The 25154-nt window shown below is 67.5% G+C and carries 22 protein-coding genes; 7 read left to right on the top strand and 15 right to left on the bottom strand.

Annotated features, from left to right (window positions below; genetic code table 11):
* Positions 1–184: 184 nt before the first annotated feature.
* A complete protein-coding gene (gluQRS, locus tag HWX36_RS04755) occupies positions 185–1066 on the bottom strand; it encodes a tRNA glutamyl-Q(34) synthetase GluQRS (protein WP_175951090.1) in 882 nt (293 codons plus the stop codon).
* Between the two features lie 22 nt (positions 1067–1088).
* The gene (locus HWX36_RS04760; protein WP_175951091.1) at positions 1089–1943 is read right to left on the bottom strand and encodes a sulfurtransferase; all 855 of its coding nucleotides are present in this window, start codon (positions 1941–1943) and stop codon (positions 1089–1091) included.
* Positions 1944–2160: 217 nt separating this feature from the next.
* Here HWX36_RS04760 and dnaE point away from each other — a divergent pair, with 217 nt between their 5' ends.
* The 6 genes from dnaE to HWX36_RS04790 all read left to right on the top strand — a co-directional run bounded on the left by dnaE (position 2161) and on the right by HWX36_RS04790 (position 13118).
* Complete coding sequence (gene dnaE, locus HWX36_RS04765; RefSeq protein WP_175951092.1) at positions 2161–5685, top strand: DNA polymerase III subunit alpha; 3525 nt, start codon at positions 2161–2163, stop codon at positions 5683–5685.
* 34 nt (positions 5686–5719) lie between these two features.
* Positions 5720–6808, top strand: a complete 1089-nt coding sequence (locus HWX36_RS04770; RefSeq protein ID WP_175951175.1) for a glycosyltransferase family 4 protein — start codon at positions 5720–5722, stop codon at positions 6806–6808.
* A 325-nt stretch (positions 6809–7133) separates the two neighbouring features.
* Positions 7134–8510, top strand: a complete 1377-nt coding sequence (locus HWX36_RS04775; protein WP_175951093.1) for an O-antigen ligase family protein — start codon at positions 7134–7136, stop codon at positions 8508–8510.
* A 197-nt stretch (positions 8511–8707) separates the two neighbouring features.
* A complete protein-coding gene (gene msbA, locus HWX36_RS04780) occupies positions 8708–10459 on the top strand; it encodes a lipid A export permease/ATP-binding protein MsbA (RefSeq protein WP_244136323.1) in 1752 nt (583 codons plus the stop codon).
* A 165-nt stretch (positions 10460–10624) separates the two neighbouring features.
* Positions 10625–11866 (top strand): glycosyltransferase, encoded by a 1242-nt coding sequence (locus HWX36_RS04785; protein ID WP_175951095.1) that lies wholly within the window; start codon positions 10625–10627, stop codon positions 11864–11866.
* Between the two features lie 37 nt (positions 11867–11903).
* Complete coding sequence (locus HWX36_RS04790; protein WP_175951096.1) at positions 11904–13118, top strand: glycosyltransferase family 9 protein; 1215 nt, start codon at positions 11904–11906, stop codon at positions 13116–13118.
* Positions 13119–13136: 18 nt separating this feature from the next.
* On the opposite strand, the gene HWX36_RS04795 is transcribed toward HWX36_RS04790, so the two are convergent.
* Positions 13137–13901 (bottom strand): glycosyltransferase family 2 protein, encoded by a 765-nt coding sequence (locus HWX36_RS04795; protein WP_175951097.1) that lies wholly within the window; start codon positions 13899–13901, stop codon positions 13137–13139.
* 142 nt (positions 13902–14043) lie between these two features.
* On the opposite strand from HWX36_RS04795, the gene HWX36_RS04800 reads away from it, so the two are divergent.
* The gene (locus tag HWX36_RS04800) at positions 14044–14424 is read left to right on the top strand and encodes an RcnB family protein (protein WP_175951098.1); all 381 of its coding nucleotides are present in this window, start codon (positions 14044–14046) and stop codon (positions 14422–14424) included.
* 64 nt (positions 14425–14488) lie between these two features.
* Here HWX36_RS04800 and HWX36_RS04805 read toward each other — a convergent pair whose 3' ends face one another.
* The 12 genes from HWX36_RS04805 to HWX36_RS04860 all read right to left on the bottom strand — a co-directional run bounded on the left by HWX36_RS04805 (position 14489) and on the right by HWX36_RS04860 (position 25069).
* The gene (locus HWX36_RS04805; protein ID WP_175951176.1) at positions 14489–15055 is read right to left on the bottom strand and encodes an FUSC family protein; all 567 of its coding nucleotides are present in this window, start codon (positions 15053–15055) and stop codon (positions 14489–14491) included.
* A gap of 40 nt (positions 15056–15095) precedes the next feature.
* On the bottom strand, positions 15096–16355 hold the full coding sequence (locus HWX36_RS04810; protein ID WP_175951099.1) for an MFS transporter: 1260 nt from the start codon (positions 16353–16355) through the stop codon (positions 15096–15098).
* Complete coding sequence (locus HWX36_RS04815; RefSeq protein WP_175951100.1) at positions 16352–17314, bottom strand: PRC-barrel domain-containing protein; 963 nt, start codon at positions 17312–17314, stop codon at positions 16352–16354. The genes HWX36_RS04810 and HWX36_RS04815 overlap by 4 nt, the downstream gene beginning before the upstream one ends.
* A 295-nt stretch (positions 17315–17609) precedes the next feature.
* The gene (locus HWX36_RS04820) at positions 17610–17945 is read right to left on the bottom strand and encodes a 50S ribosome-binding protein YggL (protein ID WP_175951101.1); all 336 of its coding nucleotides are present in this window, start codon (positions 17943–17945) and stop codon (positions 17610–17612) included.
* A gap of 118 nt (positions 17946–18063) precedes the next feature.
* The gene (gene rng, locus HWX36_RS04825; RefSeq protein ID WP_175951102.1) at positions 18064–19533 is read right to left on the bottom strand and encodes a ribonuclease G; all 1470 of its coding nucleotides are present in this window, start codon (positions 19531–19533) and stop codon (positions 18064–18066) included.
* A gap of 8 nt (positions 19534–19541) precedes the next feature.
* Entirely contained in the window at positions 19542–20174 is a 633-nt protein-coding gene (locus HWX36_RS04830) for a Maf family protein (RefSeq protein WP_175951103.1), read from the bottom strand.
* A 51-nt stretch (positions 20175–20225) separates the two neighbouring features.
* Positions 20226–20696, bottom strand: coding sequence for a 23S rRNA (pseudouridine(1915)-N(3))-methyltransferase RlmH (gene rlmH / locus HWX36_RS04835; protein ID WP_011352746.1), 471 nt, complete (start codon positions 20694–20696; stop codon positions 20226–20228).
* 25 nt (positions 20697–20721) lie between these two features.
* A complete protein-coding gene (rsfS, locus tag HWX36_RS04840; protein WP_175951104.1) occupies positions 20722–21174 on the bottom strand; it encodes a ribosome silencing factor in 453 nt (150 codons plus the stop codon).
* 4 nt (positions 21175–21178) lie between these two features.
* Positions 21179–21904, bottom strand: coding sequence for a nicotinate-nucleotide adenylyltransferase (locus tag HWX36_RS04845; RefSeq protein ID WP_175951177.1), 726 nt, complete (start codon positions 21902–21904; stop codon positions 21179–21181).
* Positions 21905–21916: 12 nt separating this feature from the next.
* The gene (hemF, locus tag HWX36_RS04850; protein WP_175951105.1) at positions 21917–22840 is read right to left on the bottom strand and encodes an oxygen-dependent coproporphyrinogen oxidase; all 924 of its coding nucleotides are present in this window, start codon (positions 22838–22840) and stop codon (positions 21917–21919) included.
* A 118-nt stretch (positions 22841–22958) separates the two neighbouring features.
* The gene (gene purD / locus HWX36_RS04855) at positions 22959–24236 is read right to left on the bottom strand and encodes a phosphoribosylamine--glycine ligase (protein ID WP_175951106.1); all 1278 of its coding nucleotides are present in this window, start codon (positions 24234–24236) and stop codon (positions 22959–22961) included.
* Between the two features lie 104 nt (positions 24237–24340).
* Positions 24341–25069, bottom strand: a complete 729-nt coding sequence (locus tag HWX36_RS04860; RefSeq protein ID WP_175951107.1) for a YebC/PmpR family DNA-binding transcriptional regulator — start codon at positions 25067–25069, stop codon at positions 24341–24343.
* Between the last annotated feature and the right edge of the window lie 85 nt (positions 25070–25154).

Here is a 25154-nt window from a genome sequence, read left to right on the forward strand (position 1 = left end):
GCCGGGCCGATGTGACACGCAGCGCGCGAGCGCTGCAGGAAAAGCGGGTGCATGCGATGAGCATGTGCCCGTTTTTCATTGGGGCTGCGGTTAGATTGGGGGAGGGGCGGGGCGCAGGCTGCGGACGATGCAAGCGGCATCCGGCTGCTGCCCGATCGCCGCGGCCGCCGCCAGCTGCCGTGCGCTAGCCGGCCTGCCGCCCGAAGCGCGTCGCCCATGCGGCCGTTGCGGCTGCGTAGAACGCATCGAGGGTCGTGCATGCGAGCGCGAGGCCCAGGTGCGCGGCCGCGGCCTGCAGCGCCGGCAGCGGATCGTCGCGTTCGAGCGCGGTCGCGCCGGTCTGCTTGCTGAGCTTTTCGCCGTTCGCATCGACGACGACGGGCACATGCAGGTATCGCGGCGTCGGCACGCCGAGGCAGTGCTGTAGGTGGATCTGGCGCGCGGTCGAGTCGAGCAGGTCCGCGCCGCGCACGACGTGCGTGACGTGCGCATCGGCATCGTCGACGACGACCGCGAGCTGATAGGCCCATTGTCCGTCCGCACGCTTCAGCACGAAATCGCCGACCTCTGTCGCGAGGTTCTGCGACTGCGTGTGCTGCCAGCGATCGTCGAACGTGACGATCGCATCGTCGCCGTCCGGCACGCGCAGCCGCCACGCACGCGCGGGCTTGCCGTGCAGGCCGGTGCGGCAGGTGCCGGGGTAGGCGAGCGTCGTGTGGCGCTCGTGCGCGGCACGCAGCGAATCGGCGATTTCCTTGCGCGTGCAGCCGCACGGATAGACGAGCCCGGCCGCGACGAGCCGTTCGAGCGCGGCTGTGTACGCGGCATCGCGCGTGCTTTGCCAGACGGGCGGCTCGTCGGGCGTCATGCCGAAATGCGCGAGCGTCGCGAGGATATCCTCGGCGGCGCCGGGCACCGTGCGCGGGCCGTCGAGATCCTCGATGCGCACGAGCCATGTGCCGCCGTGTGCGCGCGCGTCGAGCCAGCTCGCGAGCGCGCCGACCAGCGATCCGAAATGCAGCGGGCCGGTGGGCGACGGCGCGAAGCGGCCGCGATAGGCGGTCATCGGGGCGCGGGGCCGCGCGCGCTTACGCGGCGCTGGCTGCCGGTGCGCAGGCCGGGCACGACTTGCCGGGCACGTAGCTTGGCGATTGTTGCGCGTCCGGCGTGACGACCGCGCGGCACGCGAAGCACGTGACGTTCTCGGTGGGCTGGAGTTGCGGATTCAGCGCGGTGCGGTAGTCGAACACGAAGCAGTCGCCGTGATAGTGCGCGCCGCCGACTTCCTCGAAATACTTCAGGATCCCGCCTTCGAGCTGGTACACGTTCTCGATGCCGATTTCCTTCATGTGGATCGCGGCTTTCTCGCAGCGGATGCCGCCCGTGCAGAACGACACGACCGTCTTGCCTTCGAGGTCGGCGCGGTTCGCGTCGATCACTTCCGGGAATTCGCTGAACTTGTTGATCCGATAGTCGAGCGCGTCGTCGAACGTGCCGACGTCGACTTCGAATGCGTTGCGCGTGTCGAGCATCACGACCGGGCGGCCCGTGTCGTCGTGGCCGCGGTCGAGCCACGTCTTCAGCGTCTGCGCGTCGACGAACGGCGCGCGGCCGAGTTCCGGCTTGATCGCCGGCTTCTTCATCGTGATGATCTCGCGCTTCAGGCGCACGAGCATGCGGCGGAACGGCTGCGAGTCGGACAGGCTTTCCTTGAACTGCAGCGACGCGAACTTGCCTTCGAACAGCGGGTCGTGGCGGAGGTACGCGATGAACGCGTCGGTGGCTTCGCGCGTGCCGGCGACGAACAGGTTGATGCCTTCCGGCGCGAGCAGGATCGTGCCGCGCAGGCCGAGTTCGTTGCAGCGGGCGGTGACGAGCGGGCGCCAGTGCTCGTTCGCGTCGAGCGACACGAAGTGGTAGGCGGCGAGGTTGACGATGGTCATGATGGTCCGACGGGAAAACGGCCGCACGGCGGCCCGCAAAAAAGGGGTGCGAAGCCGGGGCGTTGATTCGAAAAACCGTATTATCCCGCAAACCGCGCGCAGGCCGGCATCCAGCCGTTTGGCCAGCCGCGCGACGTGCGGTCGCGTGCATTGGCCGAATGGCCGGCGCGGGGATTTTTTGGGCAGGCTGCGCGGCGGGGCGGCTACAATAGCGCCCATGTCAGATCCCCGCTTCGTCCATCTTCGCGTTCACTCCGAATTCTCGATTGCCGACGGCATCGTGCGCATTGACGACATCGTCAAGGCGGCGGCCGCAGACGGTCAGGGCGCGCTCGCGCTCACCGATCTCGGCAACGCATTCGGCCTCGTCCGTTTCTACCAGGAAGCCCGCGGCAAGGGCATCAAGCCGATCGCCGGCTGCGACGTCTGGATCGCCAATCCGGACGACCGCGACAAGCCGTCGCGGCTGCTGCTGCTCGTCAAGGACAAGGTCGGCTACCTGAATCTCTGCGAGCTGCTGTCGAAGGCGTGGCTCACGAACCAGTATCGCGGCCGTGCGGAACTCGACGCGAGCTGGCTCGACGGCGAGCTCGCCCAAGGGCTGCTCGCGCTGTCGGGCGCGCAGCAGGGCGACATCGGGCTCGCGCTTGCCGCGGGCAACGAAGAAGCCGCGCGCCGTCACGCCGAGCGCTGGGCGAAGGTGTTCCCGGGCGGCTTCTACATCGAGCTGCAGCGTTACGGCCAGCCGGGCGCCGAGGCGTACATCCAGCAGGCCGCGACGCTCGCCGCGGCGCTGAAGCTGCCGGTCATCGCGACGCACCCGACGCAGTTCATGACCGACGACGATTTCACCGCGCACGAGGCGCGCGTGTGTATCTCGGAAGGCGACATCCTCGCGAACCCGCGGCGCCAGAAGCGCTTCACGACCGACCAGTATTTCCGCACGCAGGCCGACATGGTTGCGCTGTTCGCCGACCTGCCGTCGGCGATCGCGAACACGGTCGAAGTTGCGAAGCGCTGCAACCTGAAGCTCGAGCTCGGCAAGCCGAAACTGCCGCTGTTCCCGACGCCGGACGGCATGTCGCTCGACGACTACCTGGTCCAGCTGTCGAAGGAAGGGCTCGAGACCCGTCTCGCGCAGCTGTATCCGGTCGAAGCCGAACGCGAAGCGCAGCGCGACACGTATTACAAGCGCCTCGAATTCGAGTGCGGGACCATCACGAAGATGGGCTTCCCGGGCTACTTCCTGATCGTCGCGGACTTCATCAACTGGGCAAAGAACAACGGCGTGCCCGTCGGCCCGGGCCGCGGCTCGGGCGCCGGCTCGCTGGTCGCGTATGCGCTCGGTATTACCGACCTCGACCCGCTGCGCTACAACCTGCTGTTCGAGCGCTTCCTGAACCCGGAACGCGTGTCGATGCCCGACTTCGACATCGACTTCTGCCAGCACGGCCGCGACCGCGTGATCCAGTACGTGAAGGAGAAGTACGGCGCGGACGCCGTGTCGCAGATCGCCACCTTCGGCACGATGGCCGCGAAGGCGGCCGTGCGCGACATCGGCCGCGTGCTCGACCTCGGCTACATGTTCACCGACGGCGTCGCGAAGCTGATCCCGTTCAAGCCGGGCAAGCACGTGACGATCGCCGACGCGATGAAGGAGGAGCCGCAGCTGCAGGAGCGCTACGACCACGAGGACGAGGTGCACCAGCTGCTCGATCTCGCGCAGCGCGTCGAAGGCCTCACGCGTAACGTCGGGATGCACGCGGGCGGCGTGCTGATCGCGCCCGGCAAGCTGACCGATTTCTGCCCGTTGTACACGCAGGGCGAGGACGGCGGCGTCGTCAGCCAGTACGACAAGGACGACGTCGAAGCCGTCGGGCTCGTGAAGTTCGACTTTCTGGGTCTCACGACGCTGACGATCCTCGACTGGGCCGAGCGCTACATCCGCCGCCTCGATCCGTCGAAGGCCGACTGGTCGCTCGCGCAGGTGCCGCTCGACGATCCCGCCTCGTTCCAGATCCTGAAAAAGGCCAATACGGTCGCGGTGTTCCAGCTGGAAAGCCGCGGGATGCAGGGCATGCTGAAGGATGCGCAGCCCGACCGCTTCGAGGACATCATCGCGCTCGTGTCGTTGTACCGTCCGGGCCCGATGGACCTGATCCCGAGCTTCTGCGCACGGAAGCACGGCCGCGAGAAGGTCGAGTATCCGGATCCGCGCGTCGAGCCCGTCCTGAAAGAGACCTACGGCATCATGGTCTATCAGGAGCAGGTGATGCAGATGGCGCAGATCATCGGCGGCTACTCGCTCGGCGGCGCGGACTTGCTGCGTCGCGCGATGGGCAAGAAGAAGCCCGAGGAGATGGTCAAGCACCGCGAGATCTTCGCCGAGGGTGCGGCGAAGAACGGCCTCACGCGCGAGAAGTCCGACGAGATCTTCGACTTGATGGAGAAGTTCGCGGGCTACGGCTTCAACAAGTCGCACGCGGCCGCCTATGCGCTGCTCGCGTACTACACGGCATGGCTGAAGGCGCACCATCCGGCCGAATTCATGGCGGCCAACATGACGCTCGCGATGGACGACACCGACAAGGTGAAGATCCTGTTCGACGACTGCGTCGTGAACAACCTCGCCGTGCTGCCGCCGGACATCAACCAGTCGCATTACCGCTTCGAGCCGGTCGCCGAAGCCGATGGCAAGCGTTCGCGCACGATTCGCTACGGTCTCGGCGCGGTGAAGGGCAGCGGCCAGAACGCGATCGAGGAAATCCTGCGCGCCCGCGAGGAAAAGGCGTTCACCGACCTGTTCGACTTCTGCGAGCGGATCGACCGGCGCGTGGTCAACCGCCGCACGGTCGAGGCGCTGATCCGTGCCGGCGCGTTCGATTCGCTGAACACGAACCGTGCGCAGCTGATCGCGTCGGTGCCGCTGGCGATGGAAGCGGCCGACCAGGCCGAGGCGAACGCGATGCAGGCCGGCCTGTTCGACATGGGCGCCGAGTCGCCGCACGCGCATGCGCTCGTCGACGAGCCCGCATGGGACGACAAGCGCCGCCTGCAGGAAGAAAAGGGTGCGCTCGGCTTCTACCTGTCCGGCCACCTGTTCGACGCGTATCGCGACGAGGTCCGCCGCTTCGTGCGGCAGAAGGTCGGTGACCTGAAGGAAGGGCGCGACAAGCTCGTGGCCGGCATCATCGCGTCGCTGCGCACGCAGATGACCCAGCGCGGCAAGATGCTGATCGCGCTGCTCGACGATGGTTCGGGCCAGTGCGAGATCACGATCTTCAACGAGCAGTTCGAGGCGAACAAGGCGCTGTTCAAGGAAGATGAGCTGCTGATCGTGCAGGGGCAGGCGCGCAACGATGCGTTCACGGGCGGCATCCGCTTCACGGCCGATACCGTGATGGATCTCGAGCGCGCGCGCAGCCGCTATGCGCAGGCCGTGCGGCTGACGATGAACGGCAACGCCGACGCGGCCGCGCTGCGCCGCGTGCTCGAGCCGCGCGTCGTGAAAGCCGAGGAAATGCCTGTCGTGGAAGCGCCGGCGCCACGCGGCGGTCGCGACGGCGGGCGGCGCCCGCAGCCCGTGATCCCGAGCGGCTTGCCGGTGCGGATCGTCTATCGCAATGCGGTCGCCCAGGGCGAGCTTCACCTCGGTGATACTTGGCGGGTCAAGCCGAACGACGAACTGGTCACCGAATTGCGTCAGGCATTCGGGGCGGATGCCGTCGATTTGCTTTACTGAAGAAGCCCTTTCCTTTGAGGGACTTGCACGCAAAATGAAGTTAGGTATCTCGGCCAACGCGCTCAAGCATGGCGGCGGGCTGGAACGCTATGCGATGGATCTGGTGCGCGGCCTTGCCGCGCGCGGCCTGAAGCCGGCGTTTTTTGCGCGGCGATTCGACGAGGCATTGCCGGAGCGTCGGCTGGTCGATGCATATCGGATCAACGTGTCGTTCCTGCCAGGCAAGTTGCGCGACACGTGGTTTTCCTGGCGGCTGCGCGGGGAGCGCCGCGCGGCAGGCGTCGACGTACTGATCGGCTGCAACCGGGTCGAGTCGTCCGAGATCGCGATTTGCGGCGGCACCCATCGCGGCTTCCTGGGGGCGATCGGCCGTACGCCCACCTGGTCGGATCGAATGCAGATCGGGCTCGAGACGCGTCAATATCGCCAGGCGAGCGTCGTGGTCGCGCATTCGCCGCAGATGCGGACCGAACTGCGTACGTTGTACGAGATCGACGACGTGAAGATCAGCGTATTGTTTCCGCCGGTCGACGGCTCGCGATTCGCGCCGTGCGACGCCGCAACACGCGCTGCATTGCGCAAGCGCTTCGGCTTTGCCGACGACGAGGTCGTGCTGTTGTTTCCGTCGGGCAGCCATGAACGGAAAGGGCTGCCGCTGATCGAAGCGGCGCTGCGTGATCTCGATCTGCCCGTTGTCGTCGCCGTGGCGGGGCGCCCGCCGGAGTCGGCGAGCAGGCAGGTGCGCTACATCGGGTACGTAAAGGACATGGAGGCCGGCTACCGTGCGGCCGATTTCACGATCCTCGCGTCGAAGTACGAGCCGTTCGGGCTGGTGGGCATCGAATCGGTCATGTGCGGCACGCCGGTGATTTTCTCCTCCAACATCGGTTGCTGCGACGCGATCGCGGGTCACGCGAAATTCCTGTTCGAGCCGGGCGATGTGCAATCGCTGCGCACGGCACTGCGTCGAGCGGTCCAGGCGACGCTCGACGGCCGGTGCGCACCTGACGAAATTGCACGCGGGGCCGTCACCTACGACACCGGCGTAACGGCCCACGTGAATGCACTCATGGCGCTGGCCACCCGGCTCCACAAGCCCGATGTCGCGCGCGCGGGGGCTTGATCCCAGCAGCATGACGCGATCCCTGCCGTGGTGCGGCGCCGGCGATGCCGAGGCGCGTTGCGGGCAGGAATGGTCGTCTGCCGCGCCGCATGGCAGGCGGTGAATCAATGAGACTCGGCCTCGCGATACGCGCTGAGCGCCGGCCGCGGACACTACACCCGACGCGCGAATCCGGCTGGGCGGGGCGCTGAGACAGGCACTCGATGATCCGAAAATCCCCCGATTTCGGCCGCCCGGTTGCGGCCTGAACTGGCCCCCAATCGACAAATTCCGGCCGGGCCTTCGGCTATAATTGATCGATATTTAGGCAACTCGTTCCAACCTGATGCGCACCACCCGATTGTCAGATTTCGTCGCAACGGCGGCCGTCGTCCTGTCGCCAGCCTTGATGCTTTCGTTGAAAGGCGGTACCGGATACTGCTTCTTCATGGTGTTTACGTTGTCCCTCTTTTACCTGGGCAGGGTGGATCATCGCCGCAGTGCGGCGGAACTGTATCGGAAGTATCGCTCGCTGGTGTTTGCGCTGCTCGCGCTGCCTTGCGTCGTACTGTTCCAGATCCTCGTGCTGCGAACCGGTACATTTCCGTCACTTGACCCGTTGTTGCGCCTCGTGCTCGTCATTCCGAGCTTTTTCTTTCTGGCATCGCTGCCTTCGCGGCACCTCAGGCGGGTTCAGTGGGGCTTTGTGATCGGCGCGCTGGGAACCGGAATCTGGGTGTTCTATCAGTTGGCCCACCCGCAAGTCGCGTACGGGATCGATCGCGTCGGCAACACGTTCACGAATCCGATTCCGTTCGGCGATACGGCGCTGATCCTCGGCTTCCTGTCGATGGCATCGATCCGGCGTAGCCCGGACGTCTCGTGGCTTGAAGTCGTTGTCAAGACCCTCGCGCTCGTGGCCGGATGCTATGCGTCCTACCTGTCGGGGGCGCGCGGCGGGTGGATTGCGTTGCCGTTTCTCATCTGGGCGGCGGCCGGCGGCCGGCACTGGCTGGTCAGCCTGAGAGCGCGCGTCGTGTTCGGCGTCGTGGTGCTGGCGTGTATCGGCGCGCTTGCGAGCACGAGCGTCGTGCGGGAACGCGTCGCCGCGTTTGGCTCCGACATGACGGCGATGCAGCGGGGCGACGCCGACACGTCGACGGGAATCCGCCTCAACCTGTGGCGCGCCTCCACGGAGCTGTATCTGGCGCATCCGGTGCTGGGCGTGGGGCGCGGTAGCTTGGAGCGCGAGCTGCGCGCGAAAGCGGAGCGGGGCGAAGTGCAGGCCGTCATCGTGAACGGCCGAGCTCACAGCGAGTTCTTCTCGGTTCTGGCGGAAATGGGCACCGTCGGCGTCGCGGCCCTGTTCTTCCTGTATGCCGGGACGTTCATGCCGTTCTGGCGCAATCGTACCCATCCTGATCCTGAAATCGTGACCGCGTCGTATCTGGGGCTCGCGATGGTCGGCGCCACGGTCATCTTCGGGTTGACGATCGACGTATTGACGCTGGTGATGAATACCGCATTTTTCGCGCTGACACTGGCGACGCTGCTGGCGTGGATCGAGGCGCGCAAGCGTGAGCTCGCCGCGGCCGACGACACGCGTTCCGTCGGCGATCGCACCGGCCGCCAGCCGGAATTCGAAGCGGAGCGCGCCAGCATCGCAGCGGAGAAGGCGAGCCAGTTCGCGTCCAGGCTGCCGGTGCACGGGAACCCACATTAGACGCTCGACAGGCGGTTTGGGGGCAATGGCCGCCGCGCATGCGGCGACAGGGCGGTTGCGCGCCGGGGGAGGCGACGCCGCGCATCCGCAGCCGGTATGGCTAATACGGGTATAATGCCGGGCCTCTTTCCGTCCATCGGCCGTTCGCGGCATCACAAGGATCATCTTTGGATAGTCCGAACACCCTGAGCAAACCCATGAGCGTTTCGGGTACCACACCCGCCACGCTGCTCAATCGTCTCTGGCCGCACGTGCGTCCGTTGCTCGGCATCATCGTGCTCGCCATCGCCACGATGGGGGTCGTTGCCGCCACGGAAGCCGGGATTCCGGCGTTGCTCAAGCCGCTCCTCGACCGTGGCTTCGGCTCCCACGGGAGCAACAATGCGAAATGGTTCGTCCCCGCTGCGGTCATCGGGCTCGCGCTCGTGCGTGGCGTTGCCCAGTATGCATCGGGCTATCTGCTGAGCTATGTGTCGAACCGGATCCTGCTCGATCTGCGTCTGCGCATGTTCGAACGGATGATTCACACGAGCGCGTCGTTCTTCCAGCGCGAGACGGCGAGCACGGTCATCAATGCGATCGTGTTCGAGGTCAACCAGGTGCTCAACGTGCTGACGAGCGTGATGGTGACGCTCGTGCGCGATTCGCTCACGGTCATCTTCCTGCTCGGCTACCTGTTCTACCTGAACTGGCGTCTCACGTTGATCGTCGCCGTCATCCTGCCGGGCATCGGCTGGCTCGTCAGCAAGATCAACCGCCGGCTGCGGCGCCTGAACCGCGAGCATCAGGCACTGACGAATGAGCTGTCGTACGTCGTCGAGGAAACGGTGGCGGGCTACAAGGTCGTCAAGGTCCACAACGGCGAGCCGTACGAAATCGATCGCTTCACCGCGATGAGCAAGCGCCTGCGCGGCTACGCGATGCGCATGACGGTTTCCGGCGGCCTCGCGCAGCCGCTCACGCAATTCCTCGCGTCGATCGCCCTGGCCATCGTGATCACGATCGCGGTCGTGCAGTCGTCGAATGACCAGACGACGGTCGGCGGCTTTGTCGCGTTCGTCACGTCGATGCTGCTGGTGATTTCGCCGCTCAAGCACCTGATCGACGTCAATCAGCCGCTGCAGCGCGGGATGACGGCTGCCGAACTGATCTTCGGATTGATCGACGAGCCGGTCGAGCCGACGGGCGGCGGGCGGCCGCTGGCGCATGCGCGTGGGGAAATCGAATTCCGCGACGTTTTGTTCGACTATGGCGCAACCGGGCAGCCGACGCTCGATCGCATCGCATTCAAGGTCGCGCCGGGCGAAATGGTGGCGCTGGCCGGACCGTCCGGCAGCGGCAAGACGACGCTCGTGAACCTGCTGCCGCGCTTCTTCGATCCGATGGGCGGCGCGATCCTGCTCGACGGCGTGCCGATTGCCGACTACGACATTCACGCGCTGCGCAGCCAGATGGCGATGGTCAGCCAGGACGTCGTGCTGTTCAACGACACGATCGCCGCGAACGTCGCTTACGGCCAGACGCCGGATCGCACGCGCGTGCAGGCCGCGCTCGAGGCGGCGAACCTCGCGGACGCGGTGGCGGCGATGCCGGACGGGCTCGATACGATCGTCGGCGGCAACGGCATGCGGCTTTCCGGCGGCCAGCGGCAACGTCTCGCGATCGCACGTGCGATCTACAAGGACGCGCCGATCCTGATCCTCGACGAAGCAACGTCGGCGCTCGATTCCGAATCGGAGCGTCACGTGCAGGCGGCGCTCGAGCGATTGATGGAAGGTCGCACGACGCTCGTGATCGCGCACCGGTTGTCGACGATCGAACGCGCCGACCGGATCCTGGTGCTCGAAGCAGGCAGGATCGCAGAGGAGGGCAGTCACGAGGAACTGCTGCGTCAAGGCGGTCTGTACGCGCACCTCCACCGCATCCAGTATCAGCAGCAGGCGGCCTGAACGATGCGTGGCCGGCCGCCGCGCCACGGGCGGACCGACCGCCACCACGCCGATTGCGCCCGTTTTACGCGACGCGGCTGGACCGGCAAGGCACAAGATGAAGACCAGACGTAGCGACAGGCGCTGCGTCGGAAGGGCCCCGCGCGCAATGGAAGATCAATTGACATGAGCGACGTCGCGACACGCACTGACGAAGCGGATTGCACCACGACCGGCAAGCCCGTGCGCGTGCTGTTTCATATCGACGATTTCGGTCGTGGCGGTACCGAAACGGCGCTGCTCGCGTGGCTGAACGCGCTCGACAGGCGGGTGGTTGCGCCCGCGCTGTCCGTGGCGTTTCCGACCGATGCACTGGATGCGCTGCGGCGCAGCGGAGCGATTCCCGCCGACGTGCCGGTCCATGTGCTGGCGACGGCGCGCTGGTCGCACGTGCTGCACCAGGTCGAGCGTCGCCGTCGGCTGCGGCTTCACGAGAAGCTGCTGCACAAGCTGACGACCCACGCGGTGATCCGCCCGCTGATCGGGCGTCGCTTCCTGCAGGTCGCCGCCGGCTACGATCTCGTTTGCGATTACGATTTCTCGCTGCGGCGGATCGCCGGTCGCGGAACCGCGCCGTGGTTCGGCGTCAGCCATTACAGTTTCGTCGCGCGCTTCGGCCACAAGGGCGATGCCTACATGGCGCGCCGCACGCGCCAGTACGCGCGCTATGCCGCGATCACGGTGCTGACGCCCGCGATGCAGCAGGAGGCCGAGAAGATGTTCGCGGGCTCCGGCGTGCGAATCGTCGAATTGCCGAACGTGATCGATATCGATGCGATCCGGCGGCGTGCGACGATGCCGTTCGAGCGGCCGGCCGAGCGCTTCGTCGTGTCGGTCGCGCGGCTCGACGAAGGGCAGAAGGATCATCGCACGCTGCTCCGGGCGTATGCGCAATGGCGCACGCGCCGGCCGAACGCCGCGGATCTCGTGCTGCTCGGCGACGGGCCCGACCGCGCGGCGCTCGAGCAGCTTGCGGATGAACTGCGGATTGGCGATGCCGTGCACTTCCTGGGCTATTGCGCGAATCCGTTCCCGTACGTACGCGTGGCCGAGGCGCTCGTGCTGAGCAGCCGCTATGAGGGGTTCGGCATGGTGCTCGGCGAGGCGATGGCGCTCGGCACGCCGGTTCTCGCGACCGACTGCCCGACGGGCCCGCGGGACATGCTCGACGGTGGCCGCGCGGGCCTGCTCGTGCCGGTTGGCGACGTCGACGCGATGGCGGCCGCACTGGAGTGCCTCGTATCCGATCGGGCCGTGCGCGCGGCGCTCGCGCCCAACGCGGCTGCGCGGATCGCGACGTTTGACGTGCCTGCCGCGAACCGGCGCTTCGCCGCGCTTGCCGATTGCCTGCTCACGGCCGTGCGCTGAGCAGGCCGCATGGTTCGCGCAACGCGATTTCGCTAAAATGGCCCGCCTCCCTCAGCCGATACCCGCCGTGACCGCTCCCCTTACGTTCGATACGCCGCCGCGCAGCATTCTCGTCGCCTGCACCCGCAGAATCGGTGACGTGCTGCTGACGACGCCGCTGGTTCGCTCGCTGAAGCGGCAGTGGCCCGACGCGCAGATCGACATGGTCGTATTTCGCGGCACCGAGGGCGTGCTCGAGCACAATCCGGACGTTCGTCGCGTGATCGTCGTCGCACAGCGCGCGAAGCCGCGCGAGCGGTTCGCCGACGCATTGCGCCTGTGGCGCCGCTACGATCTCGCATGCGCGGCGATCAGTTCGGATCGCGCCCGTTTCTACACGTGGTTCGGCGGGCGCCGGCGCGTGGGGCTCGTCGATCCGGAGCGGGTCACGCGGCTGACGCGCTTCATGCTGGACGGTATTGCGCTCAACCGGCACGGTGACGTCCATACGGTGACGAGCAGTCTCGCGATTGCCGAAGCGCTCGGCGTGATGCCTTGCGCGGAAGTGGTCGCCCCCGGCATCGGCACCGATCCGGCGCGCATCGCGCGCTTCGACGCGCTGCTGTACGGGCCGGCCGCGCTGTCGCGCACGCGGGCGCACATCGTACTGCACCCATCCCCGATGTTCCGTTACAAGCAGTGGCGTGAGGACGGCTGGGTCGAACTGATCCGCTGGGCGCGCTCAAGCGGCTTCGATGTCGCGCTGAGCGGCGGGCCGGGCGCGGCGGAGGTCGAGTATGCACAGCGGATCGTGGCTGCCGCGGGCGAGCCGGTCGCGAATTTCGTCGGGCGCCTGACGTTCGGCGAGACCGCCGAACTGATTCGCCGCGCGCGGCTGTTCGTGGGGCCGGACACCGGCGCGACCCACGTCGCTGCCGCGTGCGGGACGCCGACGCTCGCGCTGTTCGGGCCGTCCAACCCGGTGCGCTGGGGGCCGTGGCCTGCAAACTGGCTCGCGCACGACGAGCCTTGGCCGCTGTGCGGCTCGGCGCAGCGCGGCAACGTCTATCTGATGCAAGGCGACGGCGAGTGCGTGCCGTGCAAGCTCGAAGGTTGCGATCGTCATCTCGAAAGCTGGAGCCGCTGCCTGACGGAGCTCTCCGCGCAGCGCGTGATTGCCGTCGCGACGGCGCTCGTCGAAGGGCGCCCGGCCGTCGAGGCTCCGCGCGAATCGGTGATCGACGTGTCGGCGCTGCCGCGCGGCGGCGCGTAACCTGCGCGCCGTGGCCGTCTAGCGGCCAGACGCGTGCGTATCGTCGTGCGCGAGCTTCAGGAAGCGGTAGTACACCGTCTCCGCGTTGAATACTGCGATCATCAGTCCCGCGCGCCCGTCGAGGAATCCGCGGCGCATGACGTAGGTGCGCACGAACGCCCAGATCCCCCGCCGGATGGCCTTGCCAACCGTCGCCCGCTCGCCGGCCGCGCGGCGCTGTCGCGCTCCGGCGCTCGAATACGTGTCGAGTTTGCGCAGCACTGCTTCGATGTCGTCGTACGAATAATGGAGCAGCTTGCCGTCGAGCCGCTCGGCGCGGCTGTCGAACACCAGCCGCTCGTGGACGAGGTCGTCCGAGAAGCGGGCGGCGTTGCGCCGGAACAGGCGCGGTATCCAGTCCGGATACCAGCCGCTGTGATGGATCCAGCTGCCGCAAAACGCCGACAGGCGATCGACCGCATAGACGTCGACCCGCGGCGCGCCGATCGCCGCACGGATCGATGCGGCGAGTTCGTCCGATACGACTTCGTCGGTATCGATCGACAGCACCCAGTCGGTCGACAGCGCCGCGAGTGCGCGATTCTTCTGCGGGCCGAAGCCCGGCCAGTCGGCGGCGACGATTACCCGGGCGCCGTGCGCTCGGGCGATCTCGACGGTGTTGTCGGTGCTGCCGCCGTCGACGACGACGATGTCGTCCGCGAAAGCGAGTGCGTCGAGGCACTGTGCGAGCCGGCGGGCCGCGTTGTGGGCGATGATGGCGACGCCGAGCGTAGATTCAGCCATGAAAAATCGTACGGATCGAAGGTGAGCGAGAGTATACCCGCTGCCCCGCGCGTGAAGCCGCGCGACTGGCGGGGCCTGCGAGGTGTGCTAGCCTTGTACGGCCGCGGCGTCATCCCGGCGCCGGCGGTTCGACGGGAGGTGGATGATGGTAACAAGGCACCCGATTCTTGCCGTTTTGTTCGTGGCCGCCGCGTTGGCGGCGCCGACGTTAGCCAGCGCACAACAGGATGACCAGGGGCGCGATCATGGCAATAGCCATGCGTATGGCCATGGCAAGCATGACATGCGCAAAGGACCCGGCCGCGTTGAAGACGTGCCGCCGCGCTGGGCCGACCAGCCGCGCCGCGAGTGGCACCAGGGCGACCGGCTTCCTCCCGAGTTCCGCGATCGCCAGTATGTGATCGACGACTGGCGCGGCTATCACCTGAGCCCGCCGCCGCGCGGCTATCAATGGGTTGGCATCGGCGGGGATCACCTGCTCGTGCAGATCGGCTCCGGTATCGTGCTGCGGATCGGTGACTGACCTGGCTGACGGCCCGACACGGATCGCGATGCCGCGATGCGCGCCGGGCAGCCGGTTCACCGCGTTACTTTGCGGCTGTGTGGCGGAACCAGCGGCGCTCGATTTTCGACATCACCCAGCACACGCCCAGCGCACACACGGTGCCGAGCGCCACCTCGCCGAGCCGCATCAGCGGAATGTCCCACAGCGGGCCGTTGCCCGGAAACAGCAGCACGATCGTCGCGGTCACGCCGCCGAGCCGTGCCGCGCTGCCGACGTTCAGGCACCAGCAGCAGACGATCACGACCGCGACGGTAATCGCATACGCAACGAGGCGGTCGCCGCCGAGCGCCGCGCCGGCGAAGCCGAGCACGCCACCGACCATCGCGCCGATGAACTGGTCGCGCGACAGCGACATCGTGTCCGAATAGTTGTGCTGTGTCACGGCGATCGCGGTGATCGACGCCCACACGGCCTGCTCGGTGTGCAGCGCACGGCCGATCACGTACGCGAGGCATGCGCCGCACACGGCCTGCAGCGCCATCAACCCGCCTTGCGCGAGCCGTTCGCTGAATGACAGCCCCTTGAACAGATCGAAGATCGACTGCTGGATCTGCTGGCGGGCTTCGTTGAGTGTCCTGATCGTATCCATCATGCGTTGGCCAAGAAGCGGGAACGGCGGCGCGCCGGCGTCAGCGCGCCTGTTCGGGCGATGTGGCGGCCGGTTCGTCGGCGGCCGCGTCACCGTTCTCGACGCGCGTTTCGGGCATCACGAGCCAGACCAGCAGCACCGCGAGCGCCCCGGCGCCGGCGAGCCCGAAGAAGCTCACGGCGTTGCCGAAGTGATCGGCGACGTAGCCGGCCGCAGCCGTGCTGAGCGTCGCGCCGATCCCGGCCGCGAGCCCGAACAGCCCGATACACAGGTTGTAGCGTCCCTTGCCGCCCGCGACGTCGGCCGCGATCAGCGGCAGCATCACGCCGAACACGGCCGCGCTGATGCCGTCGAGCATCTGCACCGGCACCAGCAGGTAGGGGCTGCTCACGCCGGCGAACAGCAGCGCGCGCACCGGCAGCGCCGAGAACCCGAGCAGCAGGATCGGCCTGCGCCCCCAGCGTTGCGCGGAGCGGCCGACCCACGGCGACAGCATCGCGACGATCGCCTGCGGCACGATGATGCACGCGGCGATCACGAGCTGTACGTTCTCGCCCATCCCGGCCGTGACTTCGCCGGCCGCGAGGTTCAGCATCGCCGCGTTCGACAGGTGGAACAGCACGACGCACGCCGCGAAGATCAGCATCCGGCGATCGCGCAGCAGCTCGAGCAGCGTTTCGCGCTCGCCGGCTTCGTCGTGGTCGTCGGGCTTCGACGACTGCGGGATCACCTCGTGTGTCGGCTGGATCATCGCGAGTGCGAACAGCGCGGGCAGCGCGAGCACGGCGGTCAGCCAGAACACCGCGCGTGCGGAGAAGTATTCGCCGGTGAGCCCCATCAGGCCCGCCGCGACCGCGCTGCCGATCGACGCCCAGCGCGCGTTGCGGCCGAGCCGGTCGCCGAGGTCGGCGCGGCCGACGAGCGAGAACGAGATCGCGGCCATTGCCGGCACGAGCATGCAGCTCGCGAAGCCGTGGAACACCTCGGCGGCGATCACCGGCACGATCGTCGGGCTCGACGCGAGCAGCACCGCGGACAGGATGATGGCCGCGATTGCCCACGCGGCCGCGCCTTTCTTGTTCTTCAGCGCATCGACGGCCGCGCCGCCCGGCACCTGGCTGACCATCGCGCTGATCGTGCCGATCGACAGCACCATGCCGATCTCGCCCTGCGTCCACTTGTGCGACGCGAGGTAGGACGCGATGAACGGACCGAACCCGGTTTGAACGTTTGCAACGAAGAAGTTGAGCCAGTCGAGGGACCGCAGACTGCGTACGCTGACGGAATGCTTGATCGTCATCGGGTCGTGCTCGCAGGCGAGGCCGGTGCCGGGGCAACGGGCGGGAAAACCGCGACGATCGGCTTGTCGGCCGCGTAGGGCGGCGACGCCTTGATCTGCGCGTCGTTCAGGTCGAGCTGCGGACGCAGCGCCTTGTCGCGCGTGACGAAGCGCAGCGCGCCCCAGCTCGCGGCGATCGAACGGCGGTCGGTATTGACGAGGCCGCCAAGGTCGAGCACGACCGCCTGCGGCTGCGATGCGCGGTCGATCAGCACGTCGACGATACGGCCGATCTTCGTGCCGTTCGGGCGCTCGACGTCGCTGTCGAGCAACGGCAGTCGCGTCGCGGGTGAGGCAGCGGCCGAACCCGACAGCGGCACGGCCTTGGGCCGCGCGGCCGGCGGCAGGTCGCCCGACGGCACGTCGAGCACGATCGGCTCCTGTTTGCCGCCCGGCGTGAAGCGGAACACGTTCCACGGGAAGATGACCTTGCGGTCGCCGACACCCATGAAGCCCTGCAGGTTGACGACCATCTCGCGCGGCTTGCCGCTCGCGTCGGTCACCATGTCGACCGCGCGGCCGATCACCTTGCCGTTGCGGCGCGCGACTTCGCTGTCGAGCAACGCATGGATCTGGGTGCGGTCGAGCGGGCGCGTCGCGACGATCGGCGGGGGGGGCGGCGGTGGCGGTGTCGGCGATTCGGGGCGCTGCACGGGCTTCGGCCGCGCGACTTCGCGGTGCGGCTTCTTTGGCGCCTCCGGTTCCCCCGGGTGCGTCGGTGCGGGCACGGGCGGCATCGTCAGCGGTTCGCCGGCGGTTTCCTCGATGGGCTCGACGAGCGCCTCGCTGATCGGCGCAGGCGGATTCTGGACCGGCAGCAGGCCGCAGCCGGACAGCAGCGCGGCGGCGGCGAGGATCAGGAAGACCGTCGAGGACGGCAACGACTTGCGGGATGCGGGAAACGGAAGTCCGCCGCTCATTGACACTCACTCCATGGGTCGGGGGCGGCACGAGGGCACGCGGCTGGCGATGGATGGCGGGTGCGGGCGGCGCACCACGCGAGGTGAGAGTTTAACGTGTCTTGCTTTCAGGACCGATTTCGATGGCTTGCTGGAGGCGCACTGTCGGGAAAAGGAAGGGATCGCGGCGCGAATCGTGTGAGTGGGTGGCGGGGGGCGCGCGACGGCGCAGGGGCAGGAACGGGGCGGCGCCGGCCTCGCCCGCCGTGGCGGCGGGCAGGCGCGGGCGCTGCGCGAGGGGTGTGAAACCGGAAGCTCAGGCTTCCGGGTACCACGCGTCGGTGAATTCGCTGACCTTGACGTCGGTCAGTTCCGGCCGTGCGGCCAGCCAGCCGCGCACGAGTTCGCGGTCGGCGTCGGTCGTCGTGCCGCGCGGTGCGCCGGAAATCACGTAAGCGCCGATGCCTTCGTCCGCCGACGCGACGGTCAGCAGTCCGTTCGCTTCGACGAAGTCGATGAACGCGTCGATCAGTTGGCCGCGTTCGAGGTCGGACATCTCGTTGCGGTAATGCGCGGTGGCGTTGAACGCGAGTTCCTGGAATTCGCCGATGTGGAGTTTCTTGCGCTGGCGGCGGTTGTGGCCTTGGCTCATGGTATGCGTTGAATGCGAAAAGGGTAGTAGAAAAGGGCGGCAGCGGGTGCCGTCGCGGGCGGCCCGGGTGCCGGATCGAAGCGCCGCGCGGCGATGCCGGCGGCGGATGGACGGAACGTTACATCAGCACGATATCGTACTGCTCCTGGCTCAGGTTCGACTCGACCTGCAGCGACACCGGCTTGCCGATGAAGTCGATCAGCATCGCGAGATGCTGCGATTCCTCGTCGAGGAACAAATCGATCACCTGTTGCGCGGCGATCACGCGGAATTCGCGCGGGTTGAACTGCCGCGACTCGCGCAGGATCTCGCGCAGGATGTCGTAGCACACGGTGCGCGACGTCTTCACCTGGCCCTTGCCCTGGCAGGTCGGGCACGGCTCGCACAGCACGTGCGCGAGCGATTCGCGCGTGCGCTTGCGCGTCATCTCGACGAGCCCGAGCTGCGAGAACGTGTTGACCGTCACGCGCGTGCGGTCGCGCGACAGTGCCTTCTTCAGTTCGGACAGCACCGCGTCGCGATGCTCGGCGTTCTCCATGTCGATGAAGTCGATGATGATGATCCCGCCGAGGTTGCGCAGCCGCAGTTGCCGCGCGATCGTGTGCGCGGCCTCGAGGTTGGTCTTGAAGATCGTGTCGTCGAAGTTGCGCGCGCCGACATAGCCGCCCGTGTTCACGTCGATCGTCGTCATCGCCTCGGTCTGGTCGATCATCAGGTAACCGCCCGATTTCAGGTCGACGCGGCGCGACAGCGCGCGCTGGATCTCCGTCTCGATGTTGTACAGGTCGAACAGCGGCCGCTCGCCCGTGTAGTGGTGCAGCTTCGCGCTCACGGCCGGCGTGAACTCGGACGCGAATTCGGAGAGGCGCTGGTACGTCTCGCGCGAATCGACCTGGATGCGCGTCGTGTCGTCGTTCGCGAAATCGCGCAGCACGCGCTGCGCGAGATCGAGATCCTGGTACAGCAGGCTCGTCGCCGGCAACCGCTGCGCCTGCGCGACGATCGTCGCCCAGGTCTTGCGCAGGTAAGCGACGTCGCCGGCCAGCTCGTCGGAGGTTGCGTCCTCGGCGATCGTGCGCACGATGTAGCCGCCTTTCTCGTCCGGCGGGATCACGGCTGTCAGGCGCGCGCGCACGGCCTCGCGCTCGGCCTCGCTCTCGATCTTCTGCGAGATGCCGATATGCGGCTCCTGCGGCAGGTAGACGAGCGTGCGGCCCGCGATGCTGACCTGCGTCGACAGCCGCGCGCCCTTCGTGCCGATCGGATCCTTGATCACCTGGACCATCAGCGTCTGGCCTTCGAACACGGTCTTCTCGATCGGCTGGTGCGGCGTGTTCGACTGCGGCTCGCCCGCGAGGCGCGGGTGCCAGATGTCGGCCACGTGCAGGAACGCCGCGCGCTCGAGGCCGATGTCGATGAACGCCGACTGCATGCCCGGCAGCACGCGCACGACCTTGCCGAGATAGATGTTGCCGACCCGCCCGCGCGACAGCGTGCGCTCGACGTGAAGCTCCTGCACCGCGCCTTGCTGGACGAGTGCGACCCGCGTTTCCTGCGGCGTGAGGTTGATCAGGATTTCTTCGTTCATGGTGGGATTCAGAAGGCGACACGCGCGGCGCGCAATAGCGCCGCGGTCTCAAAAAGGGGCAGACCCATGATACCTGAATGGGAACCGTCGATTCGCTCGATGAACTCGGCGGCGCGCCCCTGGATCGCGTACGCGCCGGCCTTGCCGAACGGCTCCCCCGATTCGACATAGCGCGCGTACGCGTCGCGCGACGCCGCCGCGAAGCGCACCGACGAGCGCGACAGCGCGGGCGGCAGCAGTTCGCCGCTCGCGTCGATCACGGCGACGGCGGTCAGCACCGCGTGTTCGCGGCCCGCGAGGCGCGTGAGCATCGCGAGCGCGTCGGCGTCGTCGGCGGGCTTGCCGAGGATCGCGCCGTCGATCGTCACGGTTGTATCGGCAACCAGCACGGGGGCGGCGGGCTTGCCGCTCGCGACGAGGCGCGCACGCGCGGCTTCGGCCTTCGCGACGGTCACGCGCCGCACGTAAGCATCGGCGGCCTCGCCGGGCAGTTCGGCTTCGAGCGCCTCGGCGTCCTCGTCGGGGCGTGGCAGCAGCAGTTCGAAGCGTACGCCGATCTGCTGCAGCAACTCCTGGCGGCGCGGGCTTTGCGAAGCGAGGTAAAGGATCGGGAAAAGCGCGGGGGGCGTGCTGGACGGCATGGTGTCGTTATCTCGGTGTGCGCACGTGGCGCGCGTCTCGAGGACGACACGTCATGCGCGGTGGTAGGGGTGATTCTGCGTGATGCTCCACGCCCGGTAAAGCTGTTCGGCGAGCAGCACGCGCACCATCCCGTGCGGCAGCGTCATGCTCGAGATGCGCAGCAGCGTATCGGCACGCGCTTTCAGTTCCGGATCGAGCCCGTCGGCGCCGCCGATCACGAACGCGACGTCGCGGCCGTCCTGCTGCCAACCGGGCAGTGCCTGAGCGAGCTGCATCGTGGTCCAGTCGCGGCCGCGCTCGTCGAGCGCGACGAGGCGCGCGCCCTTCGGCAACGCGGCCTCGATCTTCTGCCGCTCGGCCGCCATCACGCTTTCGGCGCTGCGGCCGCCCGAACGCAGTTCGGGCTTGATCTCGCGCAACTCGATGCGCAGCTCGGGCGGCATCCGTTTCGTGTACTCGTCGAAGCCGGACGCGATCCAGCCCGGCATCTTGTGGCCGACCGCAAGGATGAAAAGCTTCATCGGGAGAGGCGTAGCGACTCGGGGCTCAACGGCGGCGGGCGGCCGTCTTGCGCGCCGGGCGTGCGGGCGCGGCTTCCTCTTCCTCTTCGTCTTCGCCGCCTTCGCTGGCCGTGGCGAAGCCGTTCCCCTTGCCGCCGCCGAGCTTCATCCGCACGGGCTTGTCGCCCCAGATTTCCTCGAGGTTGTAGTACTGGCGCAGGGCCGGTTGCAGGATGTGCACGACCGCGTCGCCGCAGTCGACGAGCACCCACTCGCCGGTGTCTTCGCCTTCGGAGCTGACGATGTCGCCGCCGGCTTCCTTGACCTTGTCACGCACGCTCGACGCGAGCGCCTTGGTCTGGCGGTTGGAGGTGCCCGAAGCGACGACCACGCGGTCGAACAGTTCGGTCAGGTGGCTGGTGTTGAACACTTTGATGTCTTGCGCCTTGACGTCTTCGAGGGCGTCGACGATCACGCGCTGCAGTTTGCGAATATCCATGGATTCAGGAATGGTAGAGGCGATGTTGAAGAATATAGGCCCATACGGCGGCCGGTACATGTTCGGCCGATGCGTCGGGCATTTGCGCGTGGCGCGCGATGCATTCGCGCAGGTGGGCGCGGATGTCGGTCGCGGCAATGTCGAACGAAAGGGTCGTATCGATCAGCAGACGGCCTGCCGGCGTGGCCTTCAGCACGTCGGCGCCGGCCTGCCGCGCGGCGATTTCCTGCGCGACGTCCGGCGGCGCCGCGCCGAGGTCGAAACCCGGGCGCGTCGACACGCAGATGTGCGCGTAGTCGAACAGCTTGCGCCAGTCGCGCCACGTGTCGAGGCGCACGAGCTGGTCGGCGCCGATCAGCAGCGACAGCGACGCGTCCGGGCCGATCCGCTCGCGCCAGCGCGCGAGCGTCTCGACCGTGTAGGTCGGGCCGGCGTGCTCGATCTCGTCGGTGGCGACGGTCACGCTCACGCCCGGCACGGACAGCGAGCCGGCGGCCGCGCGCGTCATCGCGAGCCGATGCTCGGCGGCCGACACGTCGCGCTTCTGGTACGGCTGCCCGGCGGGCAGCAGTACGAGTTCGGTCAGGCCGAGCAGTTCGGCGAACCGGCGCGCGAGCGCGAGATGGCCGTCGTGGATCGGGTCGAAAGTGCCGCCCAGCAAGCCGATACGACGCGGCAGCGGGGCGGGGCGGGCGGTGGTGTCCAGAAACGCGTCCTTTTCTTGAAGCAGCGCGCGTGCGGGTCAGACCCAGTCGCGCGGCACGATGAAGTCGCTGTACAGGCGCGCTTCGGGCGTTCCCGGCTCGGGCTGCCAGTTGTAGCGCCAGTTCGCGACCGGCGGCATCGACATCAGGATCGACTCGGTCCGGCCGCCGCTTTGCAGGCCGAACAGCGTGCCGCGGTCGAACACGAGGTTGAATTCGACATAGCGGCCGCGGCGGTACGCCAGGAAGTCGCGCTCGCGCTCGCCGTACGGCAGCTCGGCGCGGCGTTCGACGATCGGCAGGTAGGCCTGCAGGAACGCGTCGCCGACGCTTTGCATCATGTCAAACGAGCGTTCGAAACCGGGCTCCGAGAAATCGTCGAAGAAGATCCCGCCGATGCCGCGCATCTCGTTGCGGTGCTTCAGGAAGAAATACTCGTCGCACCATTTCTTGAAGCGTGGATAGAGTTCGACGCCGAACGGGTCGAGCGCATCCTTGCAGGTCTGGTGGAAATGCCGGGCGTCGTCCTCGAAACCGTAAACCGGTGTCAGATCCATGCCGCCGCCGAACCAGAACACGGGCTCTTCGCCAGGTTTCGTCGCGATCAGCATCCGCACGTTCATGTGCACGGTCGGGCAATACGGATTGCGCGGGTGCAGCACCAGCGACACGCCGAGCGCCTCGAAGCCGCGGCCCGCGAGCTGCGGGCGCGCCGCGCTCGCCGACGGCGGCAGCGCATCGCCCGCGACGTCGGAAAAACCGATCCCCGCGCGTTCGAACACGCGGCCGCCTTCGAGAATCCGCGTGCAGCCGCCGCCGCGCAGGCGTTCGGCCGGCCCGCGCTGCCATGCGTCGGTCGCGAGCGGCGTGCCGTCGAGCGCGCCGAGCGCGTCGGCGATGCGTGTTTGCAGGCCCTGGAGGTACGTGCGCACGCGCGCTACGTCGTAGGTCGAATCGGTCATGTCTGGACTGGGTGCCCCCACCCGAAGCGGGGGCCGTAAAAAAGGCCCCTGCCGGGCATTCTAACGAACCCCGGCAGAGGAGCCGCCGCCGCACGAGGGCGGGGCGGCGATCGCGACGTCAAGCGTTCTTGCGGTTGAGCGCGCGGAAGCCGATGTCGCGGCGGTACTGCATGCCTTCGAAATTGATCTGGTTGATCGTCTCGTACGCATGCTGCTGCGCTTCGCGCACCGAATCGGCGAGACCGACCACGCACAGCACGCGGCCGCCGGACGTCGTCAGCTTGTCGCCGTCCAGCGTCGTGCCTGCATGGAACGTGACGGCCTGTTCGGTCTCGGCCGGGATCCCGTTGATGCGGTCGCCCTTGCGCGGCGCGTCCGGATAACCGTGCGCGGCCAGCACGACGCCCAGCGCGGTGCGGCGGTCCCAATCGAGCTCGACCGTGTCGAGCGTGCCCGCGATCGCCTGCTCGACGACCTTCGAGAAATCGCTCTTCAGGCGCGCCATGATCGGCTGCGTTTCCGGGTCGCCCATCCGGCAGTTGAACTCGAGCGTGCGCGGATTGCCTTCCTTGTCGATCATCAGGCCCGCATACAGGAAGCCCGTGAAGCGGATGCCGTCCTTCTCCATCCCGCGCACGGTCGGCATGATGATCTCGCGCATCACGCGTGCATGCATCTGCGGCGTGACGATCGGCGCGGGCGAATACGCCCCCATGCCGCCGGTGTTCGGGCCGCGATCCTCGTCGAGCAGGCGCTTGTGGTCCTGGCTGGAAGCCAGCGCCAGCGCGTGCTTGCCGTCGACCATCACGATGAAGCTCGCTTCCTCGCCATCGAGGAATTCCTCGATCACGACGCGCGCGCCGGCGTCGCCGAGCTTGTTGCCCGACAGCATCATGTCGACGGCTTCGTGCGCTTCTTCCAGCGTCATTGCGACGACGACACCCTTGCCGGCCGCGAGGCCGTCGGCCTTCACGACGATCGGCGCACCCTTCGCGTCGATGTACGCATGCGCGGCGGCCGCGTCGGAGAACGTTTCGTACTCGGCGGTCGGGATGCCGTGGCGCTTCATGAACGCCTTCGCGAAATCCTTCGAGCTCTCGAGCTGCGCGGCTTCGCGGGTCGGGCCGAAGACCTTCAGGCCGCGCGCGCGGAACAGGTTGACGATGCCGGCCGCGAGCGGCGCTTCCGGCCCGACGAGCGTGAACGCGACGCCTTCGCGTTCCGCGAAATCGGCGAGTTCGTCGAGCGCCGTGATGTCGACGTTCTTCAGACGCTCGTCCTGCGCCGTGCCGCCATTGCCGGGTGCGACGTAGACCATCTGGACGCGCGGCGACTGCGCGAGCTTCCACGCCAGCGCATGTTCGCGGCCGCCGGAACCGACGACGAGTAGTTTCATGGGATTCCCCGCAGACTAGAAAACAGGGCGGCCGGCACGCTCAGGCGCGCCGGCCGCGGATTCGGTCGGGCCGCCGCCGCGACAGGAGCACGGCGGCCGGCACATCATTCCTCGACGATGACGGCGTTCGTATACACGTCCTGCACGTCGTCGAGGTTCTCGAGCGCGTCCAGGAGCTTCTGCATCTTCGCCGCGTCGTCGCCGGTGAATTCGACTTCGTTCTGCGGCTTCATCGTCACTTCGGCGAGTTCGGCCTTGAAGCCCGCGGCTTCGAGCGCGTCCTTCACCGCCGAGAATGCCTGCCAGTCGCACAGCACTTCGATCGAACCGTCGTCGTTCGTGTTCACGTCGTTCGCGCCGGCTTCGAGCGCGGCTTCCATCAGCGCGTCTTCCGACGTGCCCGGTGCGAACAGGAACTGGCCGACGTGATCGAACATGAACGCGACCGAGCCGTCGGTGCCCATGTTGCCGCCGAACTTCGAGAACGCATGGCGGACTTCCGCGACCGTGCGGGTGCGGTTGTCGGTCAGCGTGTCGACGATGACCGCCGCGCCGCTGATGCCGTAGCCTTCGTAACGGATTTCCTCGTAGTTCGCGCCATCCGCGCCGCCGACGCCGCGATCGATCGCGCGCTTGACGTTGTCCTTCGGCATGTTCGCGTCGGCCGCCTTGTCGACCGCGAGGCGCAGGCGCGGGTTCGAGCTGACGTCGCCGCCGCCGAGGCGCGCCGCGACCTGGATTTCCTTGATAAGGCGGGTCCAGATCTTGCCGCGCTTCGCGTCGGCCGCTGCCTTCTTATGCTTGATGTTGGCCCATTTCGAATGACCAGCCATACCTTTCTCCGTGCCCGGGCGCGCTGCGCGGGCGATTGTTTCAATGTGTCGTTGAATCGGCGGCCGTTTCGGCGGGCATGAAGCC

Source organism: Burkholderia sp. BCC0405 (assembly GCF_902833075.1).
Classification (GTDB): Bacteria; Pseudomonadota; Gammaproteobacteria; order Burkholderiales; family Burkholderiaceae; genus Burkholderia.

Excerpts from the sequence above, each read along its gene's own strand:
- HWX36_RS04770 (WP_175951175.1), top strand. The coding sequence starts at position 5,720 with ATGAAGTTAGGTATCTCGGCCAACGCGCTCAAGCATGGCGGCGGGCTG.
- HWX36_RS04760 (WP_175951091.1), bottom strand. The coding sequence starts at position 1,943 with ATGACCATCGTCAACCTCGCCGCCTACCACTTCGTGTCGCTCGACGCG.
- gluQRS (WP_175951090.1), bottom strand. The coding sequence starts at position 1,066 with ATGACCGCCTATCGCGGCCGCTTCGCGCCGTCGCCCACCGGCCCGCTG.
- HWX36_RS04785 (WP_175951095.1), top strand. The coding sequence starts at position 10,625 with ATGAGCGACGTCGCGACACGCACTGACGAAGCGGATTGCACCACGACC.
- HWX36_RS04800 (WP_175951098.1), top strand. The coding sequence starts at position 14,044 with ATGATGGTAACAAGGCACCCGATTCTTGCCGTTTTGTTCGTGGCCGCC.
- rng (WP_175951102.1), bottom strand. The coding sequence starts at position 19,533 with ATGAACGAAGAAATCCTGATCAACCTCACGCCGCAGGAAACGCGGGTC.
- HWX36_RS04860 (WP_175951107.1), bottom strand. The coding sequence starts at position 25,069 with ATGGCTGGTCATTCGAAATGGGCCAACATCAAGCATAAGAAGGCAGCG.
- HWX36_RS04815 (WP_175951100.1), bottom strand. The coding sequence starts at position 17,314 with ATGAGCGGCGGACTTCCGTTTCCCGCATCCCGCAAGTCGTTGCCGTCC.
- HWX36_RS04795 (WP_175951097.1), bottom strand. The coding sequence starts at position 13,901 with ATGGCTGAATCTACGCTCGGCGTCGCCATCATCGCCCACAACGCGGCC.
- HWX36_RS04775 (WP_175951093.1), top strand. The coding sequence starts at position 7,134 with ATGCGCACCACCCGATTGTCAGATTTCGTCGCAACGGCGGCCGTCGTC.
- HWX36_RS04830 (WP_175951103.1), bottom strand. The coding sequence starts at position 20,174 with ATGCCGTCCAGCACGCCCCCCGCGCTTTTCCCGATCCTTTACCTCGCT.
- HWX36_RS04820 (WP_175951101.1), bottom strand. The coding sequence starts at position 17,945 with ATGAGCCAAGGCCACAACCGCCGCCAGCGCAAGAAACTCCACATCGGC.
- HWX36_RS04790 (WP_175951096.1), top strand. The coding sequence starts at position 11,904 with ATGGCCCGCCTCCCTCAGCCGATACCCGCCGTGACCGCTCCCCTTACG.
- msbA (WP_244136323.1), top strand. The coding sequence starts at position 8,708 with ATGAGCGTTTCGGGTACCACACCCGCCACGCTGCTCAATCGTCTCTGG.
- purD (WP_175951106.1), bottom strand. The coding sequence starts at position 24,236 with ATGAAACTACTCGTCGTCGGTTCCGGCGGCCGCGAACATGCGCTGGCG.
- rlmH (WP_011352746.1), bottom strand. The coding sequence starts at position 20,696 with ATGAAGCTTTTCATCCTTGCGGTCGGCCACAAGATGCCGGGCTGGATC.
- HWX36_RS04805 (WP_175951176.1), bottom strand. The coding sequence starts at position 15,055 with ATGGATACGATCAGGACACTCAACGAAGCCCGCCAGCAGATCCAGCAG.
- dnaE (WP_175951092.1), top strand. The coding sequence starts at position 2,161 with ATGTCAGATCCCCGCTTCGTCCATCTTCGCGTTCACTCCGAATTCTCG.
- hemF (WP_175951105.1), bottom strand. The coding sequence starts at position 22,840 with ATGACCGATTCGACCTACGACGTAGCGCGCGTGCGCACGTACCTCCAG.
- rsfS (WP_175951104.1), bottom strand. The coding sequence starts at position 21,174 with ATGGATATTCGCAAACTGCAGCGCGTGATCGTCGACGCCCTCGAAGAC.
- HWX36_RS04810 (WP_175951099.1), bottom strand. The coding sequence starts at position 16,355 with ATGACGATCAAGCATTCCGTCAGCGTACGCAGTCTGCGGTCCCTCGAC.